Genomic DNA, 12,120 nt, shown 5'->3' with positions numbered 1-12,120 from the left:
CTGCAAAGACCCGATATCAAAGGACGAATGACATTCCTTGCCCCCCTCCTCCTTCCGCTTAGCATGATGGTTTTGGCGCAGGTTCAAGCCGACGACGAATCGCAAATCGCCAATCCCGAAGAAGCCGCCTCGCAAACACCCATCATTGTCGAAGGAAGCACGAGCGATCCCGAAATCCGTGCGCAAACAGGGTCGCGCATTCCGGGCGAACCGCTGTACCGCGACATCAATGTTGCTACATCAACGGGCATTGCAGGCCTAACACCTGGATCAGGCATCAGCCCGTTCCACGGCGCGAACCCGGTCAACAAGCGCATCACTTCCACCTGTGTCAGCGACAATGACGCGGTTGGCGAACGGGCGTCGTGTTTGTTGATACAAGGTCGCGATGCGGTTGCCGAAGACGATATTGTCGCCGCGACTGACATTTACCGTTTCCTCGTCAGCAACGATGAATTTGGACCCGAAGAACGGCTTGCTGGGGGAACCGAGCTTTACAATCTGGCGGGCGTTATCGGCGATGTCGTCCTGCGCGAAGAGGCGTTGATCCGTTTGATGGAAAGCGGCGTTTTGGAAGAAGCGCAGGAACGCGGTGCGATGCGCACATTGATCGATATGGCCATCGCTCGCAACGCCAACGCGCTGGCGATCGCCCGTCTTCAAGAATTCGTATCCACCGGCGAAGTTCGACCCGAAGATTTTGCAAATCTGGCCATCCTAAGCCGCGATGCAGGCCAATCAGGCGCAAAAGATGCGATGCGGAGCGCGATTGAATTGCAGCGCGATCTGGATCAGCCGGTGGACCAAGGGTGGTTGGATTTTGTACGCGACACGTCAAACATTGGGTCGGAAAACGATCAAAGCGAACCGGCGGAATTCACGACAACGGATGTGATCCTCAACACCGATATAGGGCCCATCACGATCGCGTTGGAAATGGAGCGCGCTCCGATCACCGCCGGCAATTTCCTTCGCTATGTCCAAGAAGGGCGGTTTGACGGCATCGCGTTTTACCGCGCAATGCATGTCGAATGGGGCGATGGTCCCAACGGTCTTATCCAAGGGGGCGCCCAATGGGACCCTGACCGGATTCTGCCCGGCATTCCTCATGAACCGACAACGATCACCGGATTGAGCCACACGCGCGGTGCGTTGTCGATGGCGATGGGCGAGCCCGGAACGGCCAATGGTGATTTTTCGATCATGGTAGGCGACCAAACAGGGTTGGACGCAAAGCCAGAATCCGATGACCCCGTCTGGCAGAATGGATATGCGGTTTTTGGCTACGTTACCGACGGAATGGACGTTGTGATGGCAATCCACGCCGCGCCGCTTGATCCCGATGCGGGCGAAGGGTGGATGAAGGGGCAAATGCTGGCCCAACCGGTTACGATTATCGATGCGCGCGTGGTCGACACCGATCCGCCAACGGCGCAATAATTCGAACCCATGCTATTCGCCGATTGCGGGGCGCCCGACCGGATCGGTCGCCGTTTGCGGCATCCGCGCCTCCAATTGCGGCAACCACGCCGCAACGCCGGAGCCGAATGCGGATTGCGGTAAAGACGCAAGCAACCGACGCTGCGTCTCCCATCCGGCGACCGTTCGATTGGCCGCTCGCGCCACTTCGCTCAACGGTTGCGGTTGGCGCATGGCCCGGTTGATCATCGCATCACCGTAAAACGTCCAATCGTTTTGCGGCTCGCACCCGAATGAATTGCGTTCCGATGCGGCGGCGGTCAGGATTGCTGTGTTTGCACCGGCCAAAGCAGGGACAAACACGCCGGAGAAACACGCGCTGATCACCAAGATCCGCCGTTTGATACCGACTTCATCCAATGCGCTTGCCAATCGCGAAGGGGATAGGATCCCGTAGCCCGTGTCGCCGTAGTGATAGGCCAGTCCCAATTTGTTGCCGTGGCTGGTCGTGTAGAGGACCAGCACATCCTCTTCTGTATCCATTACCTCTGCGATATGCGCCAAACTGATCAGCAAGCTTTCAATTGATCCGCGCGGCAAATCATCACGCGCGCCATCTGGACCCGCTAGTGTCAAAGTGCGGCCGGCCCCATCGTATCGCCGCGACAATACACGGCCCGCCTCGCGCGCTTCGCGGGCAAACACAGGATCGCTATCCAAAGCGATGGTAACGACATAGGCGTCCACTGTGCCGCGCCTTTGCGGTTGCAGTCCGGTTAGCGATCGGTTGAGTCGTCGTTGATCTTCCAACATTTCCTGCACGGGAACACCGCGGCGCAATTGCGGTGACAATGCCAAACTTTCGACGATCTCTTCCCTGCTGCCGCCGGTTCCCAGATTGGGGAACGGTTCTGTGTGTTCAGGCGGCTGGTTTGCCGGTCGCTCAGATTGAGCGGACAACGGCACAACACAAAGCGACAAGGCGGCAATGCCAATAGCGACACGAAAGAGCATGGCGGTACGCTGCCCCTTCGGCGGAGCGCGGTCAAGGGAGTGATGCGATCCCAACGGAATACCGGCAATTGTACAGATCCGGCAATTGTTCGGAATGTCAGATCGCTACAATAAGCGCGGCCGCAACCGCCCTATCTAGGGTCATAGAGCAGTCAAAAGCAGCGTTCTGCTAAAACCGCAATTCGAAAGATCACGCTATGAGCACTCATTCTGCGAGCATTCCCACAATCGGCCTATTCGGGCGGAGAACGTCTGAAAATACGGGCTTAACTACAGGAAAAACCTCACAAGATAGCCGCACGCTTCATCGCAATGCTGGCGGAAATTCTGGCACGCTAGAGGCGGCCTAACCTAGTTTCAGCTCTGAACATCCGGCTCGTTAAGCAATGCGGACCGCGTTGCTTCGGTTAGGAACACGGCAACTATTGCCGCCGGGGTCCCGATAAATGCGGACGTCCAAGCCGAAGTGATCCCCAAAAAGACTATGGCAAGCGCTATGCAGCCAAACGGTATCGTCACAAGGACGCTTTTGACCGGTTGATCTTTGCGCCAAGCGAACAGAGGTGTTGGCAAAGGATTCAGGCCCAATGAAAGCAACGCCCCCACCCCTAGGCAAAGCGCGAACACAATCAGATACATACCGGTGATCCCAGAGATCGGTATTGCCAGAGTGTCCGCGCATGACGGAAACTCATGCCGGTCAAAGTCTATGAAGAGGCTTTGCATCTGAGAAAACCAACTCAGCGCGACAACACCGGTGCCCATGGCGAAAAAGGTCAATCGATTGGGCGGGGATCGCAGCGCGAACCGATCAACCCGTCCAAAAAAATGGACGAGGCCACGCAATGTCGCACCAGCGAAGATAAGGCTTATGCCTGATTGTATCAGCGGATGGCGCAACGTTCGCAATGCGGCCATCTGTTCGTACCAACCGTGAATGGGTCTGCCGGCAACGCAATCGTTGCTAGTCAAAGCACGCCAAGCGTCGATGTCGGTGTAAACCGGGAACGTAAATCCCGCTGCGATGGCAAGGAACCCTCCGGCGATCAGCGCGAAACACGTGATCGCCGGAATAGAGTGCCCAGAAAAGGGTCGGATTAGTAAACCCGCGCTTTTGGTTCGATGTAGCTCGCGTCTTCGGTGAGCGTGTATTCGTGGACCGGACGGTAATCGATTTTCATATCGCCCTTACCGCTGCCACCGGCGCCGCCGCCCCAACCGTCAAACCATGTGACGGTGTGCTTCATCCATTCTTTGTCATTGCGATCGGGGAAATCCTCGTGCGCGTGAGCGCCGCGGCTTTCTTTCCGGTTCGCAGCCGACGCGATGGTGACGTTCGCTTGGCTCATCAAATTGTCGAGTTCCAACGTCTCGATCAAATCGCTGTTCCAGATAAGCGATGTGTCGGTGACTTGGATATCGTCCATGCGCTTGTTCTGTTCGGCGAGGACTTTGACGCCCTCTTCCATAAGCGCGCTGTCGCGGAAAACCGCAGCGTGTTTTTGCATGCCTTTTTGCATATCCGCGCGGATATCGGCGGTCGACGAACCGCCTTTTGCGTAACGGAAATGATCGACGCGGCTCAAAGCAAACTCTTTGCTGTCGCCGGGCAATTCCGGTTGCGCAGCACCGGCAGTGAGGTTGTCTTTCAAATGCAAGCCGGTTGCACGGCCAAACACGACCAAATCGATCAGGGAATTGGATCCCAAACGGTTTGCACCATGGACCGAAACACAGGCCGCTTCGCCAACGGCATACAGGCCCGGCACGACAGTGTCGGGACCGTCTTTGCCGATGGTCACAACCTGACCATGATAATTACACGGAATGCCGCCCATATTGTAATGGACCGTTGGCGTGACCGGCAACGCTTCGCGGGTCAAATCAACGCCAGCAAAGATCTTTCCGCTTTCGGTGATACCCGGCAGGCGTTCCGCCAGAACCTTTGGATCGATGTGATCAAGGTGCAGGTGGATATGGTCCCCATCGGGCCCTTGCCCGCGTCCTTCGCGCATTTCGAGAGCCATCGAACGGCTAACGACGTCGCGCGATGCGAGATCTTTAGCCGAAGGAGCATACCGCTCCATAAAGCGTTCGCCTTCGGAGTTGGTGAGGTACCCACCTTCCCCGCGCGCGCCTTCGGTGATGAGAACACCCGCGCCGTAAATGCCGGTGGGGTGGAATTGAACAAATTCCATATCCTGCAATGGCAAACCAGCGCGCAGAACCATGCCGCCGCCATCGCCGGTGCATGTGTGCGCGGACGTCGCGGTGTAATAGCAACGGCCATAGCCGCCTGTCGCCAAAACAACGCTTTGCGCACGGAAACGGTGGATCGTGCCGTCATCAAGGCACATTGCCATCACGCCGACGCATTGTTGAACGCCGTCAACATCCGCCATAATCAAATCTAGCGCGAAATATTCGATGAAGAAGTCCGCGTCGTATTTCAGGCTTTGTTGATACAACGCGTGAAGCATGGCGTGACCGGTGCGGTCGGCCGCGGCGCATGTGCGCTGTACCGGGGGACCATCGCCCATATTTTGCATATGGCCGCCAAATGGACGTTGATAGATCGTGCCGTCTTCGTTGCGTGAAAACGGAACGCCTGCATGCTCAAGCTCGTAAACCGCCTGTGGCGCTTCGCGGACGAGATATTCGATCGCGTCTTGATCGCCCAACCAATCCGACCCTTTGACGGTGTCGTACATGTGCCAGGTCCAGTGATCGGGCGTGTTGTTGCCCAAACTTGCCGCGATGCCGCCCTGTGCCGCCACAGTGTGCGACCGAGTTGGGAAAACCTTGGAAATGTTGGCGGTGCGCAGGCCTGCTTCGGCCGCGCCCGTGGTTGCGCGCAGACCCGAACCGCCGGCGCCCACAACGACCACGTCATAGATGTGGTCGATAATCTTATAACTGTCTTGAGCTGCTGCCGTAGCCATCAGGCCTGACCTCCGAATACAAGCATAACAATGCTGAACACGCCGAACGCGCCGCCACCAATGGCCGCGATGTTGAGCGCCATGAGCACTCCGAATTTTGTTCCGGCGTCGGGAACGTAATCTTCGATGAGAACGCCAAGACCCATTTTGGCGTGCCAAAACAAGCTGATCACCAACAAGATCATCGCGATCGCCGAAACCGGTGTGGTGAGCCAAGATACGATTGATCCGTAGGAATAATCGCCCAACACCGCGATGCTAACAATCAACCAGCTCATCAAAACGAGGTTTGTGATCGCGCTGAAACGATGCGTCAGCCAATGATGCGCGCCGTGATGAGAAGAACCCAAGCCGCGCACGCGGCCGATGGAAGTGCCGTTACCCATGCTCTTTACTCCCACACGCGGAAAATTACTGCCCAGAAAATTCCGGTCAGGACAATGGCGATAATCGGCGAAGCGATGGACCAAAACTTGTTCGTATCCAGCTCATACCCGGCCCCGATATCGAGAACGAAGTGACGCAGGCCGCTCATCATATGGGTGAAAAACGCCCAAGACAGGCCCACCATCACGACCCAGCCGACAGGCGTGGTCATCAATTCGGTGAAGGTTTCGTAAGCCGCCGGCCCACTGGCCAAGGCGCCTAACCACCAGACGAGAACGCCCAGCCCCACCACAGCCATACCGTCTCCGGTTGCGCGGTGCAGGATTGAAACCAGCATATGCGGACCCCACCGCCATATCTGGAGGTGCGGAGAAAGCGGTCTTTGGCTCATGATTGTCCCATGTGTTTTGATTGCCCCCACGCACACTTAGCGCAATGTCCGCGTGAGGCAAGCTCAGCGCGCTCGACTTCCCTTGCAAATTTTATGATAGTCGCTTGCATGACTTACATTCTTGTCACCGGATCAAGCCGTGGGATCGGCGCTGCTGCACAAAAATTGCTGAGCGAAAGGGGCGTAAACGTAATTGGTCACGGGACCCGCCCGGGCGATCCATCCTGCATCGCAGCCGATTTCACCAACCCATTGGCGGCGCAATTACTTTGGGAAGAAGCGCTTGATCGAAGCGGAGGTGCAATTTCTGCGGTCGTCAACAACGCCGGTTTGTTCAGCCCCAACGCCATCGATTCGTCGGATATTGAATGGCTTGATGGGTGGGAGGACACATTGCGCATCAATTTAACGGCGGCGGCGCAATTAAGCCGGTTCGCTGTGCGCCATTGGAACAATCACGCGCCGGGATCCGATGGAGTGCGCGGCCGATTGGTCCATGTCGCGAGCCGCGCAGCCTATCGCGGCGATTCCCCAGCGCATTGGCATTACGCCGCGGCCAAGGGCGGCATGGTGGCCATGCACAAGACAATTGCGCGCGCCTATGCGAGCCAAGGGATTGTCAGTTTCGCAATCACGCCCGGCTTTACCGACACATCCATGGCGGACGATTATTTAGACAGCCGCGGCGGCGCAGGTCTTTTGGCCGACATCCCGTTGGGCCGAGTCGCAACGCCCGAAGAAATTGCACGCATCATCGCCTTTTGCGCTCTCGATGCACCGGCAAGCATGACGGGCGCCGTCATTGATGCCAATGGAGCAAGTTATGTTCGCTAAACTGCTCCCCTTATCGCTGCTGGCTTCGGCGACCATTGCTCAAACCGCCTGTGCCCCCATCGCCAGCGGGCAAACCGAAAGCGCGCCGGAAAGCGTCGGCGGCGAACGCGACCTTCATTCGAGCGGCATTGTTCAATTCTCCAGTGAATGCGAGAAATGGGATGATTGGAACAAACCCGCAAAGCCATTCCAAATTCACGCAGACACCTATTACGTCGGAACATGCGGGATCGCGGCGATCTTGATAACCGGCGGCTATGCCCCTGTTCTAATAGATACGGGCACAAGGGAGGGTGCCGAGACCGTCTTGGCGAACATCAGAGCGTTGGGCGTCGACCCTGCGCTCATTGAACTGATCCTCCATAGTCATGAACATTTTGATCATGTTGGCGGATTGGCCTTCATGCAATCAGCGACGAGTGCATACGTGGTGGCCTCTGCGCCGGCTGCCGACGTGTTCTTCGGCCAGCAAGACCCTCGTGACCCTCAGTACGGAATGCACGAACCCATGCAGCCTGTGATGACCATCCGTATCGTTGAAAATGGCGAAAAGGTGACTGTCGGAGACATAGAATTGGTCGCGATCGAAACACCGGGCCACACTCCGGGTGCGCTTACGTGGCAATGGGAGAGCTGCGATGACGTAGAGTGCAAAACTATTGTCTACGCCGACAGTCTTTCGCCAGTTAGTCGTGATGATTACAAATTCTCCGAGCATCCTGAATATGTTGCTGAGTATCGTGCCGGGATTGCTCGACTCAAAGCCCTCGATTGCGACATCTTGCTCACCCCCCACCCTTCTCACAGCCGAATGATAGAGCGCGCTGCGACGGGGACGCTTCTCGGCGGGGTGACTTGCGCAGAATACGCCGACGGCAAGAGCCGCGACCTCGACGCTCGCCTTGCGCGTGAAGCGGGATCGGATCAATGAGCGGGCCAAGCTGGAAATTAACCGCCCATGCTCCCAAAATCGTGGTGCAGGCCGCGTTGCTTGCTCATGATGATATCGATGATTGGGACTTTGACCTTGTGATCTCAGGCCGCGAGGTGAGCGAGGATCGCCCTCAGGATTGGGTGTTGGAAGGTTGGTACCCGCGCGAACCGGGGGCAGCACAAAAATCCGCCTTTGCCAATTTGTTTGAAGAGGCGGCCCCGGAAATTGGGGTCGAGCAATTGCCCGACGAAGATTGGTTGGCGCTAAGCCAACAAGGTGTGGAGCCAATTCGCGCCGGGCGGTTCTACGTCCACACGCCGGATTTTGACGCCGACCCAAATGCCATCGATTTCATCATCCCCGCCGCGCAAGCCTTTGGCACGGGACAGCATCGAACGACGGCGGGTTGTTTAGAAATGCTGGGCACCATCAAATCCAGCGGTTTGGTCGCGCGCCGGATCGCCGACATCGGTACAGGCACTGGCTTGTTGGGGTTTGCGGCTATGGCCTTGTGGCCAAGCGCCGAAGTAACCGCATCCGATATTGATGCGGTGTGCGCGCAAGTTGTCGACGATAACGCTGTCTTGAACGATATCCCCATGGGTTCTGGGCGTGGCGAAATGACGATGGTGATCGCGCCGGGCATGGACGATGACCTTTTGCAATTGCGCGGGCCCTATGATCTTTTGATTGCCAACATTCTGGCCGGTCCATTGGTCGAATTGGCGCCCGATTTCGCCGCTTCGGTTCGGCCGGGCGGCAGCGTCCTGCTCGCCGGATTGTTGGCGGGAGATCAAGAAGCCGACGTGCGACGTGCCTACAAACGGGTTGGCTTCCGCATGGCGGGGCATATTCAACGTGGTGATTGGGCAATCTTATGGTTGAGGCGACGCAATGCTCGTTAAGGTAAAGGCTGCGGCGAAATGGAGCGTCATCGGCCTGATTGGCATGGTGTCGTTGTTCTTTCTCGTCGCCTGGATCGGATCATCGATGGGGCGCAACGGCGAATGGACGGAACCCGTCGCCGCCGATGAACGCACAATCGAAATCATGGTCGGCAGCAACGGCATACACACTGAGATTGCGATGCCATTGGTGACACGGGAAAAAGACTGGCGCACGACCTTCTCTATTGAAGACATCCGGGTAGGCACACGCCCCTACACCCATGTTGCGGTTAGCTGGGGTGAACGGGCGTTCTTCCTAGAAACGCCAGAGTGGACCGACCTTACCGTTACCACCGCGGTCAACGCGATGACCGGCGGTGAAGCGGTGTTGCATGTGGCCTATTACGTCCGCCCCGCCGCATCCAATGATTACCGTGTTTTGCGGCTAAGAGAGAGCGAATATCGCGCCTTGGTGCAATCTATCGAGAGCCAATTGGTCGAAGCAGACAATCGCGAAACCATACCCGGATATTCATGGCACGATGTATTTTACAGCGCGCACGGCACGTACCACATTGGCAACACGTGCAATCAATGGACGTCGGACCAATTGGCCGCTGCCGGGGTCAATGTTGGGATCTGGTCGCCATTGCCCGGTGGCGTGATGAAATGGGTGCCGGACGCGCCCTAACCAACGCGAATCAACGCCTCTTCGAGCAGGTTTAACGCGTTGCGGGTGAAGGCCGCCATATTGTCGATCCGATCATCACTATCGGTCTCTACAAGACGGGTGATCTGAAAATCTTGTGGACCCGTAACCGCCGTGATGCTCCTGCCCGATGCCACGCCCAATGGATGTTTGCTCGATCCCGCCGATCCACTTTCCGCAATGCCCCATTGCGCGCCCATTTGATCACGGATCGCGCCCGCTTGAAGGATGGCGTATTCCTCGGTCACGGACCGCATGCCTGCATACGCTTCGCGTGGCAGATTGAACAAAACGTCCCGCGCGCGAAAGGAATAGACGATCCCGCCGCCAACATAGAATTCCAACGCGCCCGGCACCGTCAACAATGCCGCCCCAATCAATCCGCCTGTCGCGCCATCGGCCACAGCGATTTTCTCATCGCGCGCCCGCAACAATTCGGCGATCCTCACGGCCTGAGGGTGAAGTTCATTCAAAAAATCCATCAACCCGCCCCTGCATTGCGCACAATTTCGGCCCAGCCCGCTTCGTCCATCACTTCGACGCCCAGCGATTCTGCCTTTTTCAATTTCGATCCTGCGCCCGGCCCGGCCACCAGAATATCGGTCTTTGCGCTAACCGAACCGGCCGCCTTTGCGCCCAATCGTTCGGCTTGCGCCTTGGCCTCATCCCGGCTCATCGTTTCGAGCTTGCCGGTGAAGACTACGATTTTCCCCGCCACTGGGGATTCGACTATCTCGACTTCGTAAACCGGCGGAGACACTTCGGATAGCAATCCATCCCACACCGCGACATTGTGAGGTTCGTGGAAGAAATCGGCGATCGAATGCGCAACCGCGGTTCCGAATCCATCGGTCACACCGAATATGTCCTTGGCTGCATTGTCCATGCGCGCTTTGAACGGCGATGGTTTTTCATCTTCCGCCTGAGGATTGCTCGTCCGGTATTCATCAAAGGCGAGCGCGGCGTCTCTTAATTTCCCGATCGCGCCCAGAGATTTCATCAAATCCCGCGCGGTCACTTCGCCGATCTGCCGAATGCCAAGCCCGAACAGCAGCCGCGCAGCATCGGGCGATCGTTTGTTTTCCACTGCCGCCAACAGGTTATCGACAGACTTATCCTGCCACCCTTCAAGCGCGAGAATGTCCTCTCTCCGCCCACGCAGTCTGAAAATATCCGCAGGGCTTTCCAGCCAACCTCTTTCAAAGAATTGCGCGATGGTTTTGGACCCGAACCCATCAATATCCAACGCTTTGCGGCTGACGAAATGTTCCAATCGTTGTGTGCGTTGCGCGGGGCATATGAGCCCGCCGGTGCACCGGACATCCACTTCGCCCTCTTCGGCGACCGCTTCGCTGTCGCACTCAGGGCATTTTTCCGGGAATTGAAACGGGTCGCGCTGCGTTTCGCGGGTTAGGTTGTCGACCACTTGCGGGATAACGTCGCCGGCGCGTTGGATCACCACACGATCGCCGGGCCGCACGCCAAGTCGTTCGATCTCGTCCCGATTATGCAGCGTCACATTGGTGACCGTCACCCCGCCGACCAGAACCGGCGACAGCCTGCCCACCGGGGTCAATTTTCCGGTGCGCCCGACCTGAATATCGATGGATTCAAGAGTGGTCTCAGCGCGCTCCGCCGGGAATTTATGCGCCAACGCCCAACGCGGCGCCTTTGCGACAAAGCCTAGCCGTTGTTGGTAATCAAGCCGATCAACTTTGTAGACCACGCCGTCAATTTCATAGGGAAGGTCCGGCCGCTGCCGCCCGATTTCGCCGTAATGCGCGATCATCGCATCGACGCTGTCGGTGACAGTGAGAAAGGGCGACAAGGGAAAGCCCCAGCCCTTAATCATCTGCATCATGTCATGTTGAGTGTCGCAGGGAACGTCGCTTGCCGCCCCCCAGCCATAGGCCCAGAACTTCAGCGGCCGCCGGGCCGTAACACTTGCGTCTTTTTGCCGGAACGAACCGGCGGCGGCGTTGCGCGGATTGGCGAACAATTTTCCGCCCGCTTCTTCCTGCGCCACGTTCAGCGCGGCGAAATCGGCGCGCGACATGTAAACCTCGCCGCGCACTTCAAAGACTTCGGGAACGCCAGCGGGCAATTGTTGCGGAATGTCGGAAATGTGCCGCGCATTGGCGGTCACATCTTCGCCGACCTGCCCATCCCCGCGCGTTGCGGCGCGCACGAGCTTGCCGTTCTCATATCGCAGCGAACAGGACAGACCGTCGATCTTATCCTCCGCTGTGATCGCCACCGGAGAGTCTTCGGGCAGCGACAGAAACCGCCGGATTCGCTGCGTCCATTCCGCCACTTCTTCGCGGTTAAAAGCGTTGTCGAGGCTCATCATGCGCTGCTCATGCGTCACTTTAGACAACGGCGAGGCGGCGATGTCGTGACCGACTTTTTGCGAGGGAGAATCCGGGCGGATCAGATGCGGAAATGCCTCTTCCAATTCGCGATTGCGGCGGACCAGCGCATCGTATTCCTGATCGGTGATCTCAGGGTTGTCTTGCGCGTGATAGAGCTTGTCATGCCGCGCGATTTGCCGCGCGAGGCGCATGAGTTCGTTGGCAGCGTCTGCTTCGGTGGCAGGCATTGAA

The 12,120-nt window shown here is 57.5% G+C and carries 12 protein-coding genes; 5 read left to right on the top strand and 7 right to left on the bottom strand.

Annotation, left to right across the window (positions count from 1 at the left end):
- The first annotated feature begins 27 nt into the window (after window positions 1-27).
- On the top strand, window positions 28-1,440 hold the full coding sequence (locus tag BQ8290_RS15190; RefSeq protein ID WP_337661339.1) for a peptidylprolyl isomerase: 1,413 nt from the start codon (window positions 28-30) through the stop codon (window positions 1,438-1,440).
- A gap of 12 nt (window positions 1,441-1,452) precedes the next feature.
- Here the strand turns inward: BQ8290_RS15190 and BQ8290_RS11215 are convergent, their stop codons facing one another.
- The 5 genes from BQ8290_RS11215 to sdhC form a co-directional block, all read right to left on the bottom strand.
- Complete coding sequence (locus tag BQ8290_RS11215) at window positions 1,453-2,433, bottom strand: C13 family peptidase (RefSeq protein ID WP_108790262.1); 981 nt, start codon at window positions 2,431-2,433, stop codon at window positions 1,453-1,455.
- A 357-nt stretch (window positions 2,434-2,790) separates the two neighbouring features.
- On the bottom strand, window positions 2,791-3,405 hold the full coding sequence (locus BQ8290_RS11210) for a hypothetical protein (protein WP_337661338.1): 615 nt from the start codon (window positions 3,403-3,405) through the stop codon (window positions 2,791-2,793).
- A 125-nt stretch (window positions 3,406-3,530) separates the two neighbouring features.
- Window positions 3,531-5,375 carry a succinate dehydrogenase flavoprotein subunit gene (gene sdhA, locus BQ8290_RS11205; protein WP_108790256.1) on the bottom strand — a complete coding sequence of 615 codons (1,845 nt, stop codon included), beginning with the start codon at window positions 5,373-5,375 and terminating at the stop codon, window positions 3,531-3,533.
- Window positions 5,375-5,761: a succinate dehydrogenase, hydrophobic membrane anchor protein gene (gene sdhD, locus BQ8290_RS11200; protein ID WP_108790253.1), complete on the bottom strand. Its 387-nt coding sequence runs from the start codon at window positions 5,759-5,761 to the stop codon at window positions 5,375-5,377. The genes sdhA and sdhD overlap by 1 nt, the downstream gene beginning before the upstream one ends.
- 5 nt (window positions 5,762-5,766) lie before the next feature.
- Entirely contained in the window at window positions 5,767-6,153 is a 387-nt protein-coding gene (sdhC, locus tag BQ8290_RS11195; RefSeq protein WP_108790249.1) for a succinate dehydrogenase, cytochrome b556 subunit, read from the bottom strand.
- 108 nt (window positions 6,154-6,261) lie between these two features.
- Between sdhC and BQ8290_RS11190 the strand changes: the two genes are divergently transcribed.
- Genes BQ8290_RS11190 through BQ8290_RS11175 form a run of 4 tightly spaced genes read left to right on the top strand, consistent with a single transcriptional unit; the run spans window position 6,262 to window position 9,499 of the window.
- Window positions 6,262-6,987, top strand: a complete 726-nt coding sequence (locus BQ8290_RS11190; RefSeq protein WP_108790246.1) for an SDR family oxidoreductase — start codon at window positions 6,262-6,264, stop codon at window positions 6,985-6,987.
- Window positions 6,977-7,918 carry a subclass B3 metallo-beta-lactamase gene (gene bla / locus BQ8290_RS11185; protein ID WP_108790243.1) on the top strand — a complete coding sequence of 314 codons (942 nt, stop codon included), beginning with the start codon at window positions 6,977-6,979 and terminating at the stop codon, window positions 7,916-7,918. Before BQ8290_RS11190 ends, bla begins: the two co-directional genes overlap by 11 nt.
- Entirely contained in the window at window positions 7,915-8,826 is a 912-nt protein-coding gene (locus BQ8290_RS11180) for a 50S ribosomal protein L11 methyltransferase (protein WP_108790240.1), read from the top strand. Before bla ends, BQ8290_RS11180 begins: the two co-directional genes overlap by 4 nt.
- Window positions 8,816-9,499, top strand: a complete 684-nt coding sequence (locus BQ8290_RS11175; RefSeq protein ID WP_108790237.1) for a TIGR02117 family protein — start codon at window positions 8,816-8,818, stop codon at window positions 9,497-9,499. The genes BQ8290_RS11180 and BQ8290_RS11175 overlap by 11 nt, the downstream gene beginning before the upstream one ends.
- On the opposite strand, the gene BQ8290_RS11170 is transcribed toward BQ8290_RS11175, so the two are convergent.
- On the bottom strand, window positions 9,496-9,999 hold the full coding sequence (locus BQ8290_RS11170) for a CinA family protein (RefSeq protein WP_108790234.1): 504 nt from the start codon (window positions 9,997-9,999) through the stop codon (window positions 9,496-9,498). The genes BQ8290_RS11175 and BQ8290_RS11170 overlap by 4 nt on opposite strands.
- Window positions 9,999-12,116 carry an NAD-dependent DNA ligase LigA gene (gene ligA / locus BQ8290_RS11165; RefSeq protein WP_337661337.1) on the bottom strand — a complete coding sequence of 706 codons (2,118 nt, stop codon included), beginning with the start codon at window positions 12,114-12,116 and terminating at the stop codon, window positions 9,999-10,001. The genes BQ8290_RS11170 and ligA overlap by 1 nt, the downstream gene beginning before the upstream one ends.
- Between the last annotated feature and the right edge of the window lie 4 nt (window positions 12,117-12,120).

The sequence above is a fragment of the Erythrobacter sp. Alg231-14 genome (assembly GCF_900149685.1).
Taxonomy (GTDB): Bacteria; Pseudomonadota; Alphaproteobacteria; order Sphingomonadales; family Sphingomonadaceae; genus Erythrobacter.
The sequence above is the reverse complement of the archived record's forward strand: the minus strand, read 5'-3'. Positions and strand labels throughout refer to the sequence as shown.